Raw genomic sequence first — 22,742 nt, forward strand, 5'->3', positions numbered from 1 at the left:
GCTCTCAGTGTGCATCGCGCCAGTTCTCCGCGAGGTCGCCCCACAGGTAGGCGGTGGTTTCGACGCCCTTGAGCAGCAGGTCGATCTCGACCTTCTCGTTCGGCGCGTGCCAGCCGTCGGAGGGGACGGAGATGCCCAGGAAGAGCACGGGCGCGCCGAGGACGTCCTGGAGGTCGGCGGCCGGTCCCGAGCCGCCCTCGCGCGTGAAGCGGATCTTCTGCTCGAAGGCGCGGCCCATCGCCCGCACGACGGACTGCAGGGCCGGGTGGTCGAGCGGGGTCAGGCACGGGCGCGTGGCGGCGCTGAAGGTGACCGTGTGGCGGATGCCGGCGGGGACGAGGTCGGCGGCCCAGGCGCGCACGGCCTTCTCCACGTGGTCGGGGTCCTGGCCCGCGACCAGCCGGAAGGACAGCTTCACCATGGCGGACGACGGGATGATCGTCTTGCTTCCCACGCCCTGATAGCCGCCACCGATGCCGTTGACCTCGGCGGTGGGGCGGGCCCAGATGCGCTCCAGGGTGGTGTGCCCGGCCTCGCCGCGGGTGCCGTGCGACTTGGCCGTGTTCAGCCAGCGTCCCTCGTCGAAGGGCAGCTCGGCGAAGAGTTCACGCTCATGGTCGGTGAGCTCGACTATGCCTTCGTAGAAGCCGGGGATCGCCACGCGCGCGTGCTCGTCGTGGAGGGCGGCGACGAGGCGGGCGACCTCGGTGGCGGGGTTCGGCACGGCGCCGCCGAAGGAGCCGGAGTGGATGTCCTGGTCGGGGCCGTACAGCTGGATCTCGCATTCGGCGAGGCCGCGCATGCCCGTGCAGACGGTCGGGGTGTCCTCCGACCACATGCCGGTGTCCGAGACGATCACCGCGTCGGCGGCGATGCGGTCCTTGTGGGCTTCGACGAGCGCGCGGAAGTGCGGGGAGCCGGACTCCTCCTCGCCCTCGACGAGCAGCTTGAGGTTGACCGCGGGTGCCGTACGGCCGGTGGCGGCGAGGTGGGCGCGGACACCGAGGGTGTGGAAGAAGACCTGGCCCTTGTCGTCGGCCGCCCCGCGCGCGTAGAGGCGCTTTCCCTGGACGACGGGCTCGAAGGGGTCGGTGTGCCAGCCGTCCTCGCGGGCGGCGGGCTGCACGTCGTGGTGGCCGTAGACGAGGACGGTGGGGGCCTGCGGGTCGTCGGAGGGCCACTCGGCGAAGACGGCGGGCGCACCGGGCGTCTCCCAGACCTCCGCGGTCGGGAAGCCGGTCTTCTTGAGCGCCGCGGCGAGCCAGTCGGCGCTGCGGCGCACGTCCCCGGCGTGGTCGGGCTGAGCCGACACGGACGGGATGCGCAGCCACTCGGCGAGGTCGTCGAGGAAGGCGGCACGGTGGTTCTCGATGTACGTGCGGACGGCGCTGTCCGGTGTCTCGCTCATGGTCACGAGCCTATCCGCCATCCGGGGCGGGCTCGTCCGGCGGCTCGTCACCCGGGACGCCGGCCGGTTCCTCCAGGAGGAGGCGCTCAAGGCGGGCGCGGCCCGGGAGATCCCTCGGGCGGGCGACCTCCCCGCTGCGTACGTAGAGGAAGGCGGCCTTCACCGACTCCAGGGGGACACCTTGCTGCTCGGCCCAGGCGAGGCGGTACACGGCGAGCTGGAGGGGGTCGGCGGTGCGGGTGCGGCTGGTCTTCCAGTCGACGATCTCGTACGTCACGTCGGCGCCGTCGCCTTCCTTGTAGACGGCGTCGATGCGGCCCCTGATGACACGGCCCGCGATCACGAACTGGAAGGGAACCTCGACGCGGTAGGGCGCGCGCTGGGCGTACTCGGTGCGCTCGAACGCCTCCTTCAGAGCTTGGAGGTCCCGCTCGTCGGCGATCTCGGCCTCGTCCGGGCCGCCGCCCGGCAGGTCTTCCGGGAAGTGCATCGGCAGGGTGAGCTCTTCGAAGCGGGATTCGATCCAGGCGTGGAAGCGGGTGCCGCGGCGGGCTGCGGGCTGCGGCGGGCGCGGCATGGGGCGGGCGAGGTCCCGTGCGAAGCCCTCGGGATCGGCGGCCAGACGCATCAGCTCGGACGCGGTGAGCGAGGGCGGCACGGGAACGTCCCTGACGGTTTCGCGGGCGCGCAGGAGCTCTCCGGTCAGGGCGTCCAGATCGCGGTCCCAGGAGGCGAGGGTGCGGGCCTCCTCCGGAGTGAGCCGGGTGCCGGGCTCCTCCGGAGCGGGGCGGCTGTCCGGGACGCGGTCGGCGGGGTGCGGGCGAGCGTCGGGCGCGGGGGCGGGGTGCGGCACGCGTGCGTGGCCGTCCCGGCCCAGTGCGTCCGCGGGGCGCGGGGCCGCCGGGCGCTCGGTGGCCAGCGAGTCCCAGTCCGCCGGGTCGGCGTCGGGGGCGCCGAGGTCTTCGTAGGGAGGTTCGTCGTCCTCCGGAGGGGGTGGCCATTCCGGGTCGTCGGCCGGGGGCACGTCGTCGTGCGCCGACGGGTGGGTCTCCTCGTGGGAGCGGGCGGGCTCCGGTGTGCTCTCTCCCGTCAGGCGGTCCAGGTGGGCGAGGACCGTCTGCGCGGCGGCGCGGCGGCGGGCCAGGGAGGCGTCGTCCAGCGGGAGGGGCCATGCCTGGTCGGCCGTCGCCTCGTGGAGGGCGGGGTTCTCCTCGTCCTCGGCCGGTGCGTCCGCCCAGGCCTCGATCTCGCCGTGGCCCGCCGCGCAGTGGTCGTGCAGGGCCTGGAGGAAGTCCGAGGGGCCGCGCGGCTTCTTCTGGGAGGGCCCCCACCAGTGGCCCGAGCCGAGCAGCAGGGAGCGGGGGCGGGTGAAGGTCACGTAGCCGAGGCGGAGTTCCTCGGTGCGCTGGTGGTCCTTCATCGCTTCGTGGAAGGCCTTCATGCCCTTGGCGTCCCACGCGTCGATGTCGGGCAGCGTGGCCGCGTCGCCGCGCAGCTCGTGGGGCACCACCTTGGCCTGCGCGGTCCACTTCTCGCGGCCCTGGGCGCTCGGGAAGGTGCCGCTGACCAGGCCGGGGACGGCGACGACGTCCCACTCCAGGCCCTTGGACTTGTGGGCGGTGAGCACCTTGACGGTGTTCTCGCCGCCCGGCAGGGCGTTGTCGAGGCCCTTCTCGTACTGCGCGGCGGTGCGCAGGAAGCCGAGGAAGGCGAGGAGCGACGCACCGCTGTCGTTCGCCGCGAAGGAGGCGGCGACGTCCAGGAAGTTGGACAGGGTTTCGCGGCGGCGGGCCGCCAGGGCGCCCGGTGACGCGGAGAGCTCGACCTCCAGGCCGGTCACGGCGAGCACGCGGTGCAGCACGTCCATCAGCGGGTCGGCCAGCGACCGGCGCAGCTCGCGCAGTTCCGCGGCGAGCCGGGCGAAGCGCACCCTGGCCGCCGCCGAGAAGGGCAGTCCGTCGTCCCGTCCGGAGGCGTCGTCCGGGTCGAGGGGGGACTCCAGGAACGTGTCCAGCGCGTCCGCGAGTGATATCACCTCGGCCGGGTCGACCCCTTCGACGGCTTCGGCGAGGCGGCGGTCCGGGTCGTCGGGAGCGGTGTGCCCGGGGCGGACGAGGAGGCGGGCCCTGCGGCCGAGGAGGGCGAGGTCCCGGGCGCCGATGCGCCAGCGCGGCCCGGTCAGGAGCCGCACCAGGGAGGCGTTCGCCCCCGGGTCCTGGAGGACTTCGCAGACGGCGACGAGGTCGGCGACCTCGGGGAGGTGCAGCAGTCCGGAGAGGCCGACGACCTCCACCGGGATGTCGCGGGCGACCAGCGCGGACTGGATCTCGGCGAAGTCCGTGGCCGTGCGGCACAGGACGGCGATCTCGCCGGGTGCCTTGCCGGTGCGGACGAGGTGGCCGATCGAGTCGGCGAGCCAGTCGATCTCCTCGGCGTGCGTGCGCAGCAGGGCGCAGCGCACCACGCCGTCCCGCTCGGCGCCCGGCGCGGGCCGGAGGGCCTCCACGCCCGCGTGCATGGCGCGCAGGGGCTCCGCGAGGCCGTTGGCGAGGTCGAGGAGGCGGCCGCCGCTGCGGCGGTTCTCGCTGAGCGCGTGGCGGGTGGCGGGGCGGCCGTCGGCGTACGCGAAGTGGTCGGGGAAGTCGTCGAGGTTGGCCACGGAGGCGCCGCGCCAGCCGTAGATGGCCTGGCAGGGGTCGCCGACCGCGGTCACCGGGTGGCCCGTGCCGCCGCCGAACAAGCCGGACAGGAGGATGCGCTGGGCGACCGACGTGTCCTGGTACTCGTCGAGGAGGACGACGCGGAATTCGTCCCGGAGAATCTCGCCGACCTCGGGGCGGGTACGGGCCAGCGTCGCGGAGAGGGCGATCTGGTCGCCGAAGTCGAGGAGGTCGCGGGAGCGCTTCGCCGCGCGGTACCGCTCGACGAGCTCGGCCAGTTCGAGCCGGGCCGCGGCCGTCTCGGGGACCTTGCGCAGGTCGGCGTTGGTGAGCTTGGCGCCTTCCAGGGCCCGCAGCAGTTCGGTGTCGTACGCGCGGAGCCGCTCGGGCCGTACGAGGTGTTCGGCGAGCTCGCTGTCGAGGGCGAGGAGGTCGCTCACGAGGTCGGGGAAGGAGCGGGTCAGCGCGGGATAGGGCCCCGGGGCCTCGCGCAGCACGCGCGCGGCGAGCTGGAAGCGGGTGGCGTCGGCGAGGAGGCGGGAGGTCGGCTCCAGGCCGATGCGCAGGCCGTGGTCGGTCAGGAGGCGGCCCGCGAAGGCGTGGTACGTCGAGATGACCGGCTCGCCCGGCGGGTTGTCCGGGTCGACCGCGTCGGGGTCGGTGACGCCCGCCCTGATCAGCGCCTGGCGCACGCGCTCGGCGAGCTCCCCCGCCGCCTTGTTCGTGAACGTCAGGCCGAGGACCTGCTCGGGGGCGACCTGGCCGGTGCCGACCAGCCACACCACGCGGGCCGCCATCACCGTCGTCTTGCCCGACCCCGCTCCGGCCACGATCACCTGCGGGGCGGGCGGCGCGGTGATGCAGGCCGTCTGCTCCGGGGTGAACGGGATGCCGAGGAGCTCTTTGAGCTGCTCGGGGTCGGTGATGCGAGGTGACACGTCAGAGAGGCTAGCGGTGGCCACTGACATCCGGGGCGGACCCGGACGCGGGCGGCCACCGCCCGCTCATGGGACGCGTGGGGTCAGGAACCGGAAGCGAGCTTCTCCGGGTCGACGACGTCCTTGGCCGGCGGGGCCTTGACGTCGACGGGCTTGCCGTAGCCGCCGAAGGTCACCGAGCCCGGGTCGTCGCTGCCCTTGTTGTCGACCTTCAGGAAGTAGGGCTTGCCCTCCATGGCGACGTAGAAGGTGGTGGTCTCCTTGCCCTTCTTCTGGGTGAGGACGGCGACCTTCTTGCCGTCGACCTCGGAGTCGTCCTCACGCTTCAGGTTCTTGAGCTTGTCGGACTTGAACATGTCGTCCCGGTTGCAGACGCTGTCCTCCTTGCTGCCCGACTTCACCCAGCGGCCCTTGAGGAGCTCGGCGGTGGAGGCGCCACCCTGGCCCTCCCAGAACTTGTCGTCGGCCTTGACGTACGAGACCTTTCCGACGGAGAGGAACTCGGCGGTGCCCGACTTCTGCGAGCCCATCGTGCCCTTGCAGTCGCCGGACTCGGCGACGGCGAACTCGATGTTGCTCACCTCGCCCTTCTGCTTCATCTGCCCCTTCATCGTGAAGGAACCGGCGTCCTTGGAAGCCTTGGATGCCTTGTCAGCGATCTTGTCGGCGCTCATCCCCTCGAAGGGGTCCTTGTCGCCGCTGTCGCTGCTGCAGCCGGTGACGCCGATCACGGCGGCGGCACACGCCGCGGCCACTGCCAGGAGCTTCCGGTTGGCTGCCATATACGCGCTTCTCCTCGAAAAGGTGCACCCTCAGCCGGTGCACAGCATGTCTTTACGGAGACTTTAGATTGCTTCTGGGGCTGCTACGCCCCGGGGTGACGGGACGTGACAATGACCACGGGGTGACCACGGGTGCGACGGCCCGGTCACTCCACCACATGACGGCCCTCCGGGCGTGCGCTGCACGAGGCGCGGAAGGCGCAGTGCGTGCAGTGCTGGCCCGTGGTGGGCGTGAAGCGTTCGTCGAGGACCTTGCCCGCGGCCGTCGCGAGCAGGTCGCCGATCCACTCTCCGGAGAGGGCCTCCTGGGCCTGGACCTTCGGAAGGGCCTCGCCGCCGTTCTTCTTTGCGGCACCCTGGCGCAGCTGCACCAGTTCGGCGCCGCCCGGTTCGGGACGTACTCCTTCGAAGAGGTCGTCCGCGGCGCCCTCGCGGACCGCCAGCTGATAGACGGCGAGCTGCGGGTGGCGGGCGACCTCGGCGGCGGTCGGGGCCTGCTTGCCGGTCTTGAAGTCGACTACGTAGGCACGGCCTTCCGCGTCCTGTTCCACGCGGTCCATGGAGCCCCGCACGCGCACTTCGTAGGGACCGGCTTCCAGGGTCACGTCGAAGTCGTGCTCGCTGGCGACCGGGGTGCGGCTCGCACGGTCCATCACATGCCACTGGAGGAAGCGTTCCAGCGCCACGCGCGCGTGCTCCTTCTCCTGCGCCGACTTCCAGGGGGCGTCGAACGCGAGCGCGTCCCACACGGAGTCGAGGCGCTCCATGAGGACGGCGAGGTCGGCGGGGGTGCGTCCGGAGGCCACCTCGTCGGCAAGGACGTGCACCACGTTGCCGAAGCCCTGGGCGGCGGTCGCGGGGGCGTCCGCCTTCACCTCGCGGCCGAGGAACCACTGCAGGGAGCAGGTGTTGGCGAGCTGGTCGAGGGCGCTGCCGGAGAGTACGACGGGCTTGTCGCGGTCCCTCAGGGGGACCTCGCTCGCCGTCGGTTCGTACATGCCCCACCAGCGGTAGGGGTGCGCGGCAGGCACCAGGGGGCGGCCGTCGGCGTCGCTGAGCGCCGCGAGGCGCGCCAGGCGCTGGGCCGCCGCCTCGCGCAGGGTCTCGGAGACCCGCGGGTCGACCGTGGTGGCGCGCAGCTCGGCGACGAGCGCGGCGACGGACAGGGGGCGGCGCGGGCGGCCCGTTATGTCCTTCGGCTCGACGCCGAGTTCGGTGAGGAAGCGGGACGGCTGGTCGCCGTCGTCCGCCGGTGCCTTCACCGCGGTCACGACGAGGCGTTCACGCGCGCGCGTGGCGGCCACGTAGAACAAACGGCGTTCTTCGGAGAGGAGCGCCCCGGGCGTCAGCGGTTCGGCGAGGCCGTCGCGGCCGATGCGGTCGGCCTCCAGGAGCGAGCCGCGGCGGCGCAGGTCGGGCCAGAGGCCTTCTTGAACACCCGCGACCACGACGAGCCGCCACTCCAGGCCCTTGGAGCGGTGCGCCGTCATCAGCCGTACGGCGTCGGGGCGGGCCGCCCGGCGCGTGAGGGTGTCCGCGGCGATGTCCTGCGCCTCCGTCTCCTCCAGGAAGTTGAGGGCGCCGCGTCCGCCCGTGCGCTCCTCCGCGCGGGCCGCCGCGGCGAACAGGGCGCACACCGCGTCGAGGTCACGGTCGGCGTTCCGGCCGGCCGCGCCGCCGCGGCGCGCGGTGCGCTCCAGACGCGTGGGCCAGGGCGTGCCGTCCCACAGCTCCCACAGCGCCTCCTCGGCGGTGCCGCCGCCCGCGAGGCGCTCACGGGCCTTACGGAGCAGCGCGCCGAGCCGCTGGGCCCCTCGGGCGTACGCCGGGTCGTGCGCGACGAGCCGCTCCGGCTCGGCGAGGGCGCGGGCGAGGAGTTCGTCGGAGGGCGGCGGCAGGTGGTTGCCCGCCGCGCGCTCCTCCTCACGCAGGGCACGGCCCAGGCGGCGCAGGTCGGCGGCGTCCATGCCGGCCAGGGGGGAGGTGAGGAGTGTGAGGGCGGTCTCGGTGTCGAGCCAGGCGGGGGCGGTGGATTCCGCGCCCGGGACGGCTTCCTCCCCGGAGGTGGCGGCTTCCCCGCCCGGGGCGGCTTCTTCGCCAGAGCCGGCGGCTCCCGCCCCCGAGGCGGTGGCTTCCTCGCCCGAGGCGTCAACCGTCTCCGAAACAACCGCCGTCGCCACCACCCGCAGCGCCGTCAGCAGCGGTGTCACCGCCGGCTCGTGGCGCAGGGCGATGTCGTCGCCGTCGATCTCCAGGGGGACACCGGCCGCGCTGAGGCTGCGGCGGACCGCAGGGATCGTGCGGGCGCCCGCGCGGACCAGGACCGCCATGTCGCCCCACGGGACGCCGTCCTCCAGGTGCGCGCGGCGCAGGATGTCTGCGATGTTGTCGAGCTCCGTGCCGGCCGTCGGGTACGTGTACACCTCGACGCTGCCGCCGTCCCTGACCGGCGAGAGCTCCCGGTGGGCCCGGACCTTCTCCGCGGGCAGCCTGGTCAGCGGCATGCGGCGGGTGAGGAGCCGGGTGGCCGCGAGGAGCTGCGCGCCCGACCTGCGGGACGTCGTCAGGACCTCGACCGGCGCCGGGCTGCCGTCCGCGCGCGGGAAGTCGTGCGGGAACTCCAGGATGCCGTTCACATCGGCGCCCCGGAAGGTATAGATCGACTGATCCGGGTCGCCGAAGGCGACGAGGGTGCGTCCGCCGCCGGCCAGCGCGTGCAGCAGCCGTACCTGCGCCGGGTCGGTGTCCTGGTACTCGTCGACGAAGACCGCGTCGTACTGCGCGCCGAGCGCCCGCGCCACCTCGGGGCGGCGCGCGAGCAGCACCGCGCGGTGCACCAGTTCCGCGTAGTCGAGCACTCCTTGCAGGTCGAGTACGTCCAGGTACTCGGCGAGGAAGGCCGCCGCCGCACCCCAGTCGGGCCGTCCGCTGCGGCGGGCGAAGGCGTCCAGGGCGTCCGGGCCGAGGCCCAGCTCACGGCTGCGGGCGAGGACCGCGCGGACCTCGTCGGCGAAGCCGCGGGTGGTGAGGCAGGCGCGCAGCTCGTCCGGCCAGCGGATGTGCCCGTGGCCCTCCTGCGCGAGGTCGATCTGGCCCGCGAGCAGTTCGCGTACCGCCACGTCCTGTTCGGGTCCCGACAGGAGCCGCAGCGGCTCCACGAACAGCTCGGCGTCCTGGTGGGCGCGGACGAGGGCGTAGCAGAAGGAGTGGAACGTGGTGGCCTGCGGGGCGTTCGCAGCCCCTATGCGCAGCGCCATGCGGTCGCGCAGCTCCACCGCGGCCTTGCGGCTGAAGGTGAGCACCAGGATCCGCGCGGGGTCGGCGCCCTCGGCGACACGCGCGGCGACGGCCTCCACAAGGGTGGTCGTCTTGCCCGTGCCGGGCCCCGCCAGGACCAGCAGCGGTCCATGCTTGTGGTCAACCACACCCCGCTGACCTGCGTCCAAGCGAGGGGGATCCAACGGGGCCCGCGGTGTGCGCACCAGTCGGTAGACGTCCCGGGTCCCCTGTCGTACCGGGTGGTGCGACGGGTGCCGGATGTGCCGAGTGGAAGAGGGGGAACTCACGTGGGTCGCCGGTCCTGGTGGGTGTGCTGGTCGATGAGCGGCTGCGCGGTGGCCGCGGGGTGAGGGGGACGCGTGCTGTCGACGCTACGCCAGTGGACGCGGAGGACGCGTGGCTTCCCCCGTACGGGCCACCGGTCCCCCGCCGGGTCACCGGATGCCGGAAGCTGTCAGGTGTGAGCCTCCGGAGCCGGCGGGCGCGTGCCACCCGCAGCGTCACCCTCAGCCGCGCCGCCGTCCCACCGGGCCCGCCGCATGTCGAGCTTCGGGACATGCCCCTGGGCGGCACGCGACGCCTGTCGCAGCGGTGTGCCCTCCTCGTGGTACCGCTCCAGGGCCCGCAGCTCGTGCCCGGGCAGCAACACGCCGTCCGAGCGCACCACGCGCCACCACGGAACGCCTCCTCCGTAGAGGGCCATCACGCGGCCGACCTGTCGTGGACCGCCCTCCTCCAGCCACTCGGCGACGTCTCCGTAGGTCATCACCCGGCCCGGAGGAATCAGTTCCGCGACCTCCAGGACCCGTTCCGCGTACTCCGGCAACTCGCTCATCCGGACCATCCTGCCGTACCCCACCGACACGGTGACGGGCTCGGCACAGAGCGTGCCGCGGCCTGCGCGGCGGGGCGCAAAGTGTCGTTTCGTGACCACTTCGCAGCCTCGCGTTGCCCCCTGCTGCCTCCCTCCACAGGCAGGACATGCCACCATCGTGCGGGCGGTGACTGGTGATACGAGATCAAGAAGAGACGACGGAGCGGCAGGGCGTGCATCCCGATGAGAAGGCGGGCACCTCTGCGTCCGAGTCACACCCGGACACCGGTGAGCCCGCCCTGACCAGCGAGAACAACGAAAAGAGCGACGAAAAGCAGGACGTCGGACACGACGCCGGCCCCGACCTCGGTCAGGGGCCCGACTGTGCCGACTCCGACTCGGGGGCGCACACCGACCGCGTCGCCGGTGACGAACCGCTCCTCGCCGCGCGCGTGCACCGCCCCTCCGACCTCATGCGGCTCCTCGTCGGCGTCCTCGCCATCGCGGTGCTCCTGGCCATCGCCGCGTTCGCCCACGGCACGACGTCCGGGCTCGAACAGGACATCGACAAGGGCACGGAGCAGGCGCCCGATCTGCTGATCAAGGTCGCCGGCCTCGTCGCCAGCATCGGTGTGCTGCTCGTCCCCGTCGCGTTCGCCATCGAGCGGCTGATCAAACGGGACGGGCTCCGCATCGCGGACGGTGTGCTGGCCGCCGTGCTCGCGCACGGTGTGACGCTGGCCACCGACCTGTGGGTCGCGAAGGCCGCCCCCGGCTCCATCCAGGACGCGCTGACCAAGCCGTCCCCTGCCGATCTGCACGCGTTCACCGATCCGGTGCACGGCTATCTCGCACCCGTCATCGCGTACATGACGGCCGTCGGCATGTCCCGCAGGCCGCGCTGGCGCCTGGTGCTGTTCGTGGTGCTGCTGCTCGACGCGTTCACGATGCTCGTGACCGGCTACACGACGCCGTTCTCGATCATCCTCACGGTGCTCATCGGCTGGGCCGTGGCGTACGGAACGCTCTACGCGGTCGGCTCACCGAACGTACGCCCGACCGGGCAGACCCTGCTCGTGGGCCTGCGGCACGTCGGCTTCCGCCCCGTGAGCGCCGCCCGCGAGGAGGCACCGGACAGCGAACACGGCGACCGGGGCCGACGCTATTTCGTCACCCTGGAGGACGGCCCGCCCCTCGACGTCACGGTCATCGACCGCGAGCAGCAGGCGCAGGGCTTCTTCTACCGCGTCTGGCGCAGGCTCACCCTGCGGGGCATCACCCAGCGCCGCAGCCTGCAGTCGCTGCGCCAGGCCCTGGAGCAGGAGGCCCTGCTCGCGTACGCGGCCATCGCGGCCGGTGCGAACGCGCCCAAGCTGATCGCCACCTCCGAGCTCGGCCCCGACGCCGTGATGCTCGTCTACGAGCACACGGGCGGCCGCTCCCTGGACTCCCTGCCGGACGAGGCCATCACCGACGAACTGCTGTGCGACACCTGGCGGCAGGTGCAGGCGCTGCAGTCCCGCCGTATCGCGCACCGCAGACTCGCGGGCGACGCGATTCTGGTGGATCGTTCCGGCACCGTGATCCTCACGGACCTGCGCGGCGGCGAGATCGCCGCGGGCGACCTGGTCCTGCGCATCGACATCGCCCAGCTCCTGACCGCCCTCGGCCTGCGCGTGGGCGCCGAGCGCGCGGTCGCCGCCGCCGTCGAGATCCTAGGCCCGGACGCGGTGGCCGACTGCCTGCCGCTGCTGCAGCCCATCGCCCTCACCCGCTCCACCCGCTCCACGCTGGCCAGGCTGGCCCGCGAGCGGTCCCAGCGCGAGCGCGAGGCCGTCCTTGAGGCCTCCCGCAAGTCCCGGCAGAGCGTGCGCGCGCAGGTGGCCGCGGACGGCCGCTCGGACAAGCAGGCCCAGAAGCAGGAGAAGCAGGCGGCCAAGCAGGAGCGGCAGGCCGAGAAGCAGGCCATAGACGACGCGCTGGAGCAGGCCCGCGAGGAGGACCTGCTCACCCAGATCCGTCACCAGGTGCTGCTCATCCGCCCGACGGCACCGGTCGAGCCCGCGCAGCTGGAGCGGATCAGGCCGCGCACGCTGATCAGCTTCATCGCGGGCGCCATCGGCGCGTACTTCCTGCTGTCGCAGCTCACGCACGTCGAATTCGGCACCCTCTTCCAGGAGGCGGAGTGGGGCTGGGTGGCGGCGGCCGTGGGCTTCTCCGCGCTGAGCTACTTCGCGGCGGCGATGAGCCTGCTCGGCTTCGTGCCTGAGCGGGTGCCGTTCCTGCGGGCGGTGGCGGCGCAGGTGGCCGGTTCGTTCGTGAAGATCGTGGCGCCCGCGGCGGTCGGCGGTGTCGCGCTGAACACCCGGTTCCTGCAGCGGTCGGGAGTGCGCTCGGGGCTCGCGGTGGCGAGCGTCGGCGCCTCGCAGCTCTTCGGGCTCGGTTCGCACATCCTGCTGCTGCTGATCTTCGGCTATCTGACGGGGACGGAGAAGACGCCGTCGTTCACGCCGTCCCGCACCGTCATCGCCGGTCTGCTGTCGGTCGCGGTGCTCGTCCTCGTGGTGACGGCCATCCCGTTCCTGCGGAAATTCGTCGTCACGCGCGTGCGGTCGCTTTTCGCCGGTGTCGTGCCCCGCATGCTGGACGTGCTGCAGCGACCGCAGAAGCTGCTCACCGGCATCGGCGGGATGCTGCTGCTCACCCTGATGTTCGTGCTCTGCCTGGACGCTTCGGTACGGGCCTTCGGCAACGAACAGATGACGTCGCTGAGCCTCGCGAGCGTCGCGGTCGTCTTCCTCGCGGGCAACGCCCTGGGATCGGCGGCGCCGACGCCCGGCGGTGTGGGCGCGGTCGAGGCGACACTGACCCTCGGTCTGATCGCGGTGGGTGTGCCCAAGGACGTGGCGGCGCCCGCGGTGCTGCTCTACCGGCTCCTGACGCTGTGGCTGCCGGTGCTTCCGGGGTGGCTGTTCTTCAACCACCTGACGAGGAAGGGACTGCTCTGAGGCATCTTCGCGGCTTCGAGCCCTGTGGCTGATTTCTCACCCACACGGCCCGTGCCCCGAGCGTCCCGTCGGGTCCCCCTTCAGGATGAGCACATGCCCACACAGTCCCAGCCGCGCGCCACCGCTCTGGCCGCCGCCACCCTGCTTCTGTCCGCCACGCTCGCGGCGTGCGGCGGCGGCGACTCCAAGGACGAGGACCTGTCGGCTCAGAAGCTGAGCTGGAAGGACTGCCCCGCGCCTGCCGCCTCCGAGGGCGGGGGTGACGCCCCTTCGCCGCTGCCGGGCGGCGCCGAGTGGCAGTGCGCCACCATGAAGGCGCCTCTCGACTGGGCGAAGCCCAAGGGCGACACGATCGACATCGCGCTGATCAAGGCGGCCACGAACGGCGACAAGAAGGACCGCATCGGGTCCCTCGTCTTCAACTTCGGTGGCCCCGGCGGCTCGGGCATCACCACGCTGCCTGCCTTCGGAGAGGAGTACGCCAAGCTGCGCACCCGCTACGACCTGGTGAGTTTCGACCCGCGCGGCGTCGGCCGCAGTGCGGGCATCGAGTGCGAGGACGACGACGCGCTCGACGCGTACTTCCAGCAGGACTCCACGCCGGACGACGAGGCCGAGAAGAAGAAGCTCATCGACAACGTGAAGGCCTTCAACGACGGCTGCGAGAAGAACGCCGGCAGCACCCTCCCGCACGTCCGCACCACCGACGCGGCCCGCGACATGGACCTGATGCGCCAGGTCCTCGGCGACGACAAGCTGCACTACTTCGGCATCTCGTACGGCACCGAACTCGGCGGGGTCTACGCACACTTGTTCCCGAAGAAGGTGGGCCGGGCCGTCTTCGACGCGGTCGTCGACCCCACGCAGAACGCCGAACAGGGCTCGCTCGGCCAGGCCGAGGGGTTCCAGCTGGCGCTCGACAACTTCGCGAAGGACTGCACCTCCCAGGAGGCGGACTGCCCGATCGGTGACACGGAGAAGGACGTCGAGGACCGGATCGCGAAGCTCCTGAAGGACCTCGACAGCAAGCCGATCACCGGCCTGCCGCCCCGCGAACTGACACAGACCGCCGCGACCAACGGCATCGCGCAGTCCCTGTACTCCAAGGACTTCTGGCCGTATCTCACCCAGGGCCTCGAAGAGGCCTACGAGGGCGACGGCAAGATCCTGATGGCCCTCTCCGACTCGATGAACGGACGCAACGAGGACGGCGAGTACAACAACATCCAGTCCGCCAACGTCTCCATCAACTGCGCGGACGACAAGGCGCGTTACAACACGGAGTACGTCGAGAAGAAGCTCCCCGAGTTCCGCGAGGCCTCACCGCTGTTCGGCGACTACCTGGCGTGGGGCATGGTCGGCTGCACCGACTGGGCGGTCGAGGGCCAGGCCGACCACCCCGACGTGAGCGCCGAGGGCGCGCCGCCCGTCGTCGTCATCGGCAACACCGGCGACCCGGCCACGCCGTACGAGGGCGCCCGCAAGATGGCGCAGGCGCTCGGCAAGGGCGTCGGTGTCGAGCTGACGTACAAGGGCCAGGGGCACGGGGCGTACGACAGCAAGAACAAGTGCGTGCGGGACGCCGTGGACGGCTACCTGCTGAAGGGGACGGTCCCGAAGGCGGGGACGGTCTGCTCCTGACCGCCCCGAACCGCTGTCAGAGGCCCCGCCTACTATGGCCTGAACTGTCTTCCAAGGGGGGAAGCGCTTCTATGCAGCGTTTTGTACGGTCCGCGGCCCTGGCCGCCGCCGGAGTGCTGGTGGCGGGCCTGGCCGCCGGCTGTGGCTCGTCCGACGACGGCGACGGTGACGGGGGCAGGAGCGACGGGAAGGGCCCCTCGGCGACCGCTCCCGAGCCACGGCCGAAGCCCGATCCCTCCTCGACCCTGCCCGCCTCGATGACCTCCCAGAAGCTGGCCTGGAAGCGCTGCGAGGCGCCCGAGGGAGGCAGCGCCCCAGGGGCCGAGTGGCAGTGCTCGACGCTCAAGGTCCCGCTGGACTACGGCAAGCCGGACGGCGAGACCATCGGAATCGCCCTGATCCGCGCCAGGAGCACGGGCAAGGGCGACCGCATCGGTTCCCTCCTCTTCAACTTCGGCGGCCCCGGCGGGTCGGGCGTCTCCGGGCTCCCGTCCTTCGCCGACTCGTACGACGCGCTGCGCGAGCGGTACGACCTGGTGAGCTTCGACCCGCGCGGCGTCGCGGCGAGCGAGGGCGTCCGCTGCCGTGACGACAGAGCCACGCAGGCCGCCGAGAAGAAGGTCGACCTCACACCGGACACCCCGGCCGAGGAAAAGGCCTACTTCAAGGACGCGGCGGACTTCGGCGCGGGCTGCGCGAAGGGCTCGAAGAAGCTCGTCGAGCACATCTCGACGGAGGACGCCGCCCGCGACATGGACGTCATGCGCCAGGTCCTCGGCGACGACAAGCTGCACTACTTCGGCGTCTCGTACGGCACCGAACTCGGCGGCGTGTACGCACACTTGTTCCCCAAGAAGGTGGGCCGGGCCGTCTTCGACGCGGTCGTCGACCCGAGCGCGGACTCGATCGGCCACGCGGAGAACCAGGCGAGGGGCTTCCAGCGCGCCCTCGACAACTACTTCACGTCCCGCGGCCAGGACCCGAAGGCGGGCTCCGCGAAGATAGAGAAGCTGTTCGACCGCCTGGACGCCGAGCCGATGCGCACCTCGGGCGACCGGAAGCTGACCGAGTCCCTCGCGCACACCGGCATCCTGGTCACCCTCTACAGCAAGCAGACCTGGCCCGCGCTCACCCGCGGCCTGGAGGACGCCGAGAAGGGCGACGGTTCGGCGCTGCTCCAGCTCGCCGACGCGTACAACGAACGCGACGCGTCGGGGCGCTACAGCACGCAGGGCCACTCCCAGCGGGCGATCTCCTGCCTGGACGCCAAGGCGCGGACCACTCCGGAGGAGGCGAAGAAGCGCCTGGACCGGTTCCGCGGGATATCGCCGGTCTTCGGGGAGTTCCTGGGCTGGGACACGGCGGGCTGGTGCCACGAGTGGCCGGTGGCCGGGCTGCACGACTCCCCCGAGGTGAGCGCGCCCGGCGCCGCCCCGATCCTCGTCGTCGGCAACACCGGCGACCCGGCGACGCCCTACGAAGGCGCCCGCAAGATGGCGGACGAGCTCGGCAAGGGCGTCGGCGTCCACCTGACCTGGAAGGGCGAGGGCCACGGGGCGTACGGCAACGGCAGCGACTGCGTGGACGGCGCGATCGACACGTATCTGCTGGACGGCAAGGCGCCGAAGGACGGCAAGGTCTGCTCGTCCTGACGGCCGGGCATACGAACGGGCCCGCACCTGCGAGGTGCGGGCCCGTTTCCGTTCAGACGCTACGTCTAGTAGACCGGCTTCTCCGGCTCGATCTGGTGGACCCAGCCGATCACGCCGCCGCCCACGTGCACCGCGTCCGCGAAGCCCGCGGACTTCAGCACCGCGAGGACTTCCGCACTGCGGACACCCGTCTTGCAATGCAGGACGATCTTCTTGTCCTGGGGCAGGTCCTGGAGGGCGGTGCCCATCAGGAACTCGTTCTTCGGGATCAGCTTGGCGCCGGGGATCGAGACGATCTCGTACTCGTTCTGCTCGCGGACGTCGATGATCTCGATCTTCTCGTCCGCGTCGATCCACTCCTTGAGCTGCTTGGGAGTGATCGTCGAACCGGCCGCCGCCTCCTGGGCCTCCTCGGACACGACGCCGCAGAAGGCCTCGTAATCGATGAGCTCGGTGACGGTGGGGTTCTCGCCGCAGACCGCGCAGTCGGGGTCCTTGCGGACCTTGACCTGGCGGTACTGCATCTCCAGGGCGTCGTAGATCATCAGGCGGCCGACGAGCGGCTCGCCGATGCCCGCGAGGAGCTTGATGGCCTCGTTGACCTGGATGGAGCCGATCGACGCGCACAGCACGCCGAGCACGCCGCCCTCGGCGCAGGAGGGCACCATGCCGGGCGGCGGGGGCTCCGGGTAGAGGCAGCGGTAGCACGGTCCGTGCTCGCTCCAGAAGACGGACGCCTGGCCGTCGAAGCGGTAGATGGAGCCCCACACGTACGGCTTGTTGAGGAGCACGCACGCGTCGTTGACCAGGTAGCGGGTCGCGAAGTTGTCCGTGCCGTCGACGATCAGGTCGTACTGGCTGAAGATGTCCATCACGTTGTCGGCCTCAAGCCGCTCTTCGTGCAGGACCACGTTCACGTACGGGTTGATGCCGAGGACCGAGTCCTTCGCGGACGCCGCCTTGGAGCGGCCGATGTCCGCCTGGCTGTGGATGATCTGGCGCTGCAGGTTGGACTCGTCGACCTCGTCGAACTCGACGATGCCGAGCGTGCCGACACCGGCCGCGGCCAGGTACATCAGCGCCGGCGACCCGAGGCCACCGGCGCCGACACACAGCACCTTGGCGTTCTTCAGCCGCTTCTGCCCGTCCATCCCGACGTCGGGGATGATCAGGTGGCGGGAGTACCTGCGAACCTCATCGACGGTGAGCTCGGATGCGGGCTCGACCAGGGGTGGCAGCGACACGGGGACTCCGTTGGTCGGTAATGCGGAACGGTTGTTCTGCAAGTAACACTGCCACGCCCTTCTTCATTCCGAGACACCTGTTCCGATACGCGAGACGATTTCGTCCCAGTAACCGGGCATGGACTCCCAGGGGTCCCCCGGGCCGCCTCCGTCCACGCGGTCCGTGAAGTAGATCGTCGAGGCGCCCTGCCAGCGCGCGATGCGCAGCGCCTCGTCGAGGTGGCCGCGCGGCATGCCGTGCACGAAGTGGCAGAAGTGCTCGGGCGGGTAGTCGGCGGTCCACTCGGCCACCTGCGACCAGCGGTAGTCGCTCCACGGGCCGGAGAAGGTCACCAACTGGTCGCCCGTCTCGGCGTATCCGGGATACGGGTGGGTGCCGTGGCCGAGCACGATGTGCGCGTCGTCGATGAGGGCGCGCAGGGTCGTGACCGTCCTGCGCACCTCCGGGAGTGCGGCCCGTTCGGTCGGGCAGCGGTCCAGGGAGTAGCCGTCGACCTGGTACCAGTCGAGGTAGCGGTGCGCGTCGGAGACCAGTTCTCCGAAGGAGCGGGCGCCGTACGTCGTGTCGAGGTGGCCGAGCACCCGGACGCCCGCGTTCCGCAGTCGGCCCGCCGCCTCAAGGCAGTGCGGGTCGGGCCGCTCGCCCGGACCGTTCGCCACATTCAGTACGACCCACTTCAAAGGGGTGCCGGGTCGGGCGAGCTGGGACCATTCGCGCGGGGCGACGAGTGGGTGGGCGAAGCCGGGGATGCCGAAGCCGATGCGTACCTCGGTGCTCGCGGTGCCCCTGGTGGTTCTGGTCAGATGCGGCATGCGGCCTCCATCCAGATGTCGGCGAGTGACTCTTCGAGGTTGATGCGGGGCCGCCAGCCGAGCCGGTCGCGCGCGGTGCGCACGTCGGCCTGCTGCCAGCTGCCGCAGCCGTCCGGGTAGGGGTACGCGGCGGCGGCCGGCAGCCCGTGTTCCGATTCGCCGCGGGGGTGGCCGATGGATGTCCGCATGGGCACTTGGTCGAGCTCGTGCAGCGCTCCGCCGTACCCGGCGACGCGAGCCAGGACGGCGGCGGCGTCCCGCAGGCGCACGGCCCGGCCCGCGCCGATGTTCACGACGCCCTGCGCGGCGGAGAGCGAGGCGGCGTGCACGGCGCGCGCCACGTCTCGTACGTCGACGAAGTCCCGCTGTACGCCGAGTCCGCCGAGCTTGAGCTCGCCGTCCCCCGCCTGCATCGCGCGCCGCATGGCCTCCGCGAGCCGGCCGAGCGGCGATCCTGCGGGCGTGCCGGGTCCGGCGGGCGAGAAGACCCGCAGGACGACGGCGTCGAGCCCGGAGCCGAGGACCAGCTCGGTGGCGGCCAGCTTGCTGACGCCGTAGGGCCCGCCGGGCCGCGGCACCGCGTCCTCGGCCGTCGAGGACCCCGGCTGGCTCGGCCCGTACTCCGCGCCGCAGCCCAGCTGCACGAGGCGCGCCCCGCAGCCGCTGCGCCGCAGGGCCTCGCAGATGGTGGCGACGGCGACGGTGTTGTGCCGGGTCAGGTCGCGGGCGCCACCCCTGGTCGCGCCGGCGCAGTTGATGACGACGCCCGGGTGCACGGCGTCCAGGAAGCGTGTGAGCGCGCCGGGGCTTCCGCTGGCGAGGTCGAACCGTACGTCCGAGTCGTCACCGCGGCCGAGTGCGGTGAGCTGCACCGCCGGGTCGGCGAGCAGCCGGTCGGCGACGAACCGGCCGAGATATCCGTTGGCTCCGATCAGCAGCACCCTCATCGGGCGCCTCCCGGGGTGGCCGCTCGGCGGCGGAGACGGCTGCGGGTGGTCATCTGTCTTTCTCCTTCGGGAGGGTTGCCGTGGTGCACGGGGTCAGGCCCGCGGTGTCGGCCCCGCGGGAGAGTGGTGCTGGTGGTCTTGGGGGCCTTGGTGGTGGAGGCCCTGGTGGTGGTGGAAGCCCTGGTGGTCGTGCCGGTCGTGCCGGTCGTGCCGGTCTGTGGGCGGCGGCTCACGGCGCATCACGTGCGCCGGCGTGCGCGGAGGCCAGGGTCAGGGTCCTGGCCGCGTGGGCCAGGAGGACGAGGGCGGCGACACCGCAGGCGGTGGCCGGTACGACGCCGGGGCCCCACGCCTCGACGGCGGCCGTGACCGGCACGGCCAGCGCGTCGCAGCCGGGCAGCCGGCCCGCGAACACGAGGGCCAGGGCGGCCGCTTCGGAGGCGCCCGCTGCACCGAGCAGCAGGGCGGGGGCGCGGTTGAAGCCGTAGACGTCGAGCAGCCGCGCGAGCAGCAGCAGCGCTCCGAGGGCGGCGGCCCCGACGACGGTCGCCGCTCCGCCGTCCGGGCCCGCGCTCAGGCCGGCGCCCGGGCCGGTCCCCGGGTCGGTCCCCGGGCCGGCACCCGCCTCGGGTGCGCCGAGCAGCGCGTACGCCAGCGCGAGCAGCGCCACGAGCGCCCCCAGGAACAGGGCGAACACGCCGCACAGCAACGGCCTTACGGAGGAGGCGAACTCGTCGAGCCCGCGGCTGGCGGCGAGACGTCCCGCGGCCCGTACCGCGAAGAGGCGGGCGCACCAGATCGCGGGCGCGACGGCCAGGGCGAGGCCGAGGAGCCCGGCGACCGCGGGGTCCCAGAGGTCGCCCGGCCCGCCAGGCCCGCCCGCGACGACACCCGTGAGCAGCCCGTCGCCGAGCAGCGCGTACGCGAGGAGCCAGCACACCCACGCGCGCGTGGAACGCCGTTGGCGGACGACAGCCCGCAACGGACCGCGGCGTAGGGCGATGTGCAGGGCCACGCCCACGGCGAGTGCGCCGAGTGGCGCGATCACGAACCGCGCGCTTCCCTCACCGATGCCGAGTGCGGCCACGGCTGCCGCGCATACGGTGCCGGGCAGCAGGGCCAACAGGGCCCAGCCGGGCGGCACTTCGGGCGCGTGGCGCGCACCGCTGCCCGTCCCCGTGCCCTCGGTGGTCGCACCCTCGGTGTCCGCGTGGGGCACGCGCGCGTACATCTCCTCGGCCAGCGCGAACACGTCCCGGTGCCGGAAGCGCGCGGCCGCCCGGTCGGTGATGCCGTGCGCCTCCAGGCCCGCCGCGATCTCCAGCGGGTCGACGGCGCGCTCGCACAGCTCGCGGTGGTGGTGCAGGAGGGTCTTCACAGGGTCGGCGGTGCCGTGGCGCGCGGGCTCGGCGCGGGCGTACGACTGCGGCGCACCGCTGTCTTCCCCTCTCCAGCTGTCTCCCCCTCTGCCGCTGTCGCCCCCTCTGCCGCTGTCGCCCCCTCTGCCGCTGTTGTCACCGCGTCCGCCCTTGCCGCGCGCGTCCCAGCCGCTGTCGCCGTCATCACCGCTGACGACGCCGGCATCCACGCCCACGCCCGCACCCTCTTGTCGCTGCATGCGACTCATACGGCGGCCTCCCTCAACTCCGCGTGGGTCGGCGCCTCTTCCATCGCGGCCCAGCTCGGCACCCCGCCGCCCTCGGCCCCCTGCTCCGTACCGGTCGCCCGGCCCACCGCGGCCGCCCACCGCCCCGGGAGATACGCCTCCGCCGGGTTCGCGAACGGCACCGGCTCGCCCGCCTCGTCCACCGCGTCCCTGCGCACCGGGCAGTGCGAGACGATCTCCAGGTAAATGCTTCGAAATGCTGCGACGTTCTGCTCGACGGTGAAGAGTTCGAGGGCTCGTGCCCGTGCCGCCGCGCCCAGGCGTGCACAGCGCTCGGGGTCGCGCAGCAGCGTCACGCACGCCTCCGCGAGCGCCCGCGGATCGCGCGGCGGCACGACGAGCCCCGTGCCCCCGATGACCTCCGCCACCGCGCCGACGTCCGTCGAGACGGTCGCGCGCCCGCAGAACATGGCCTCGACCAGGCTGTTCGGGAAGCCCTCCACGACGCTCGACAGGACGACGACGCCCGCGGAGGCGTACGCGTCGGTGAGTCCGGGCGCCTCGGTGAGTCCGGGTGCGCCGGGCCCGTCGAGTTCCTCGAAGGAGACGGGGTCGTCGAGGAAGAGCTGGGCGGCGAGGTCCCGGCAGTGTGCGAGATACGCCTGGGCCTCGGGCCCTTCCGCGGGGGCCCCGACCACCCGCAGGCGCGCCCCGGGCACCTCCTCGCGGATCTCGCGGAAGGCGTGGAGCAGCGAGACCAGGTCTTTGGCGGGCTCGATGCGGCCGGCCCACACAAGGGTGCCGGGAGCGGCGCCGAAGTGGTCGTAGCCGCCCTCCCCGATCTCGGAGAAGCGGTCGGCCGCCATGCCGGGGTAGACGGTGCGCAGCTTGGCGCGGTCGGCGCCGCAGCGCTCCAGCCAGCGCCTGGCGTGGCTGTTGCCGGGGGTGACGAGCGTGGCCCCGCGGTACACCTCGGCGGCGAGGAGGCCGTGGAAGGAGGCGAGCAGCGCGCGGGCCGGCGCGCCGAGGTCCGTGTCGCCCGCGGCGAGGTGGCGCGCCCGAAGCCGCACGCCGTACTCGGTGACGAGTAACGGCACGCCGGCGAAGTGCCCGGCCAGCAGTCCCGGCAGTGCCGCGGGGCCGCCGGACGTGGCGTGGCAGAGGTCGACGGCACTGAGGCCGTCGGCGCCGTACCAGTCGAGGGAGAGCGGCCGCAGCGCGCGCTCCATCAGGCCCGCGACGGTGAGCAGGTCGGGCACCCGTGCGCCGTGGGCGGCGCGCAGCGCGCCGGGCGCGCGGCAGGCGCTCTCCAGCGCGCGGACGGCGGATTCGGAACGCAGTGCGCCGACCAGGCCGCCCTCGTCGCGGGCGAGTTCGGCGAGCCCGTACAGAGCGTTGCTGAAACGGTCCGCCACATCGTCGCCAATGTCTCCCGAGCCGCCCGCCACATCACCGGAGCCCCCCGAGCCCTCGGGGTCACCGGGCCCTTCAGGCCCCCCAGACCCACCGGAGCCCCCCGCACCCCCCCGGCACACCGCCCCCGCCAGCTCCCCGAAACACTCGGCGAACCTCCGCCGTGCGCGCCGCCCGCGCCCCCCGCGCGGCCCCGCGGCGCGGAGCGCCTCGTCGTCGACGGTCCACAGCGGTGCCGTGCGCACCCGGCCGACCTGGGGCGGGAGTTCGACCCGGCCCCGCGCTTCCTGCCGCTCGCTGCGGCTGAGCGCGTAGATGTCGAACTCGTGCTGTCCGAGCCCACGTACGAGCCGGTCGCACCAGAGCCTCGCCTCACCGCTCACATACGGATAGCCACCCTCCGTAAGCAGTCCGACGCGCACGAGCGCACCCCCGATCTCCCGTTCGGTGAGCCGCCGTTGGACCGGCGGCTAGCAGCGGGACGAACGTATGCGGTCATGCAGGTGGCGCGGCAGTTGACCCCGGAGGCGGCGAGGC

Annotated in this window: 13 protein-coding genes; 3 read left to right on the forward strand and 10 right to left on the reverse strand. The window is 72.5% G+C overall.

All coding sequences use genetic code 11. From position 1 onward, the window contains the following. Nucleotides 1–4 precede the first annotated feature (4 nt). The 5 genes from AB0H82_RS25305 to AB0H82_RS25325 all read right to left on the reverse strand — a co-directional run bounded on the left by AB0H82_RS25305 (nt 5) and on the right by AB0H82_RS25325 (nt 9,902). The gene (locus AB0H82_RS25305; RefSeq protein WP_362996405.1) at nt 5–1,408 is read right to left on the reverse strand and encodes a dipeptidase; all 1,404 of its coding nucleotides are present in this window, start codon (nt 1,406–1,408) and stop codon (nt 5–7) included. A 10-nt stretch (nt 1,409–1,418) separates the two neighbouring features. After that, nucleotides 1,419–5,006 carry a UvrD-helicase domain-containing protein gene (locus tag AB0H82_RS25310; protein ID WP_362996407.1) on the reverse strand — a complete coding sequence of 1,196 codons (3,588 nt, stop codon included), beginning with the start codon at nt 5,004–5,006 and terminating at the stop codon, nt 1,419–1,421. Nucleotides 5,007–5,089: 83 nt separating this feature from the next. Beyond that, nucleotides 5,090–5,788 (reverse strand): hypothetical protein, encoded by a 699-nt coding sequence (locus tag AB0H82_RS25315; protein ID WP_362996409.1) that lies wholly within the window; start codon nt 5,786–5,788, stop codon nt 5,090–5,092. 146 nt (nt 5,789–5,934) lie between these two features. Continuing rightward, nucleotides 5,935–9,354, reverse strand: coding sequence for an ATP-dependent DNA helicase (locus AB0H82_RS25320; protein ID WP_362996411.1), 3,420 nt, complete (start codon nt 9,352–9,354; stop codon nt 5,935–5,937). A gap of 167 nt (nt 9,355–9,521) precedes the next feature. Then, entirely contained in the window at nt 9,522–9,902 is a 381-nt protein-coding gene (locus tag AB0H82_RS25325) for an MGMT family protein (protein WP_362996413.1), read from the reverse strand. Nucleotides 9,903–10,075: 173 nt separating this feature from the next. Between AB0H82_RS25325 and AB0H82_RS25330 the strand changes: the two genes are divergently transcribed. The 3 genes from AB0H82_RS25330 (at nt 10,076) to AB0H82_RS25340 (ending at nt 16,182) form a co-directional block, all read left to right on the forward strand. Then, complete coding sequence (locus AB0H82_RS25330) at nt 10,076–12,889, forward strand: lysylphosphatidylglycerol synthase domain-containing protein (protein ID WP_362996415.1); 2,814 nt, start codon at nt 10,076–10,078, stop codon at nt 12,887–12,889. Between the two features lie 93 nt (nt 12,890–12,982). After that, nucleotides 12,983–14,530, forward strand: coding sequence for an alpha/beta hydrolase (locus AB0H82_RS25335; protein ID WP_362996417.1), 1,548 nt, complete (start codon nt 12,983–12,985; stop codon nt 14,528–14,530). Nucleotides 14,531–14,601: 71 nt separating this feature from the next. After that, nucleotides 14,602–16,182, forward strand: a complete 1,581-nt coding sequence (locus AB0H82_RS25340) for an alpha/beta hydrolase (protein ID WP_362996419.1) — start codon at nt 14,602–14,604, stop codon at nt 16,180–16,182. A gap of 65 nt (nt 16,183–16,247) precedes the next feature. Here the strand turns inward: AB0H82_RS25340 and moeZ are convergent, their stop codons facing one another. The 5 genes from moeZ to AB0H82_RS25365 all read right to left on the reverse strand — a co-directional run bounded on the left by moeZ (nt 16,248) and on the right by AB0H82_RS25365 (nt 22,627). Continuing rightward, a complete protein-coding gene (gene moeZ / locus AB0H82_RS25345) occupies nt 16,248–17,426 on the reverse strand; it encodes an adenylyltransferase/sulfurtransferase MoeZ (RefSeq protein ID WP_362996421.1) in 1,179 nt (392 codons plus the stop codon). Between the two features lie 63 nt (nt 17,427–17,489). Further along, a complete protein-coding gene (locus AB0H82_RS25350; protein WP_362996423.1) occupies nt 17,490–18,239 on the reverse strand; it encodes a spherulation-specific family 4 protein in 750 nt (249 codons plus the stop codon). Beyond that, nucleotides 18,227–19,186, reverse strand: a complete 960-nt coding sequence (locus AB0H82_RS25355; RefSeq protein ID WP_362996425.1) for an NAD-dependent epimerase/dehydratase family protein — start codon at nt 19,184–19,186, stop codon at nt 18,227–18,229. The genes AB0H82_RS25350 and AB0H82_RS25355 overlap by 13 nt, the downstream gene beginning before the upstream one ends. Before the next feature lie 229 nt (nt 19,187–19,415). Continuing rightward, complete coding sequence (locus tag AB0H82_RS25360; RefSeq protein WP_362996427.1) at nt 19,416–20,813, reverse strand: hypothetical protein; 1,398 nt, start codon at nt 20,811–20,813, stop codon at nt 19,416–19,418. Next, nucleotides 20,810–22,627 (reverse strand): DUF3492 domain-containing protein, encoded by a 1,818-nt coding sequence (locus AB0H82_RS25365; RefSeq protein WP_362996429.1) that lies wholly within the window; start codon nt 22,625–22,627, stop codon nt 20,810–20,812. Before AB0H82_RS25365 ends, AB0H82_RS25360 begins: the two co-directional genes overlap by 4 nt. Nucleotides 22,628–22,742: the final 115 nt, after the last annotated feature.

The sequence above is a fragment of the Streptomyces sp. NPDC050732 genome, assembly GCF_040654255.1.
Taxonomy (GTDB): domain Bacteria; phylum Actinomycetota; class Actinomycetes; order Streptomycetales; family Streptomycetaceae; genus Streptomyces.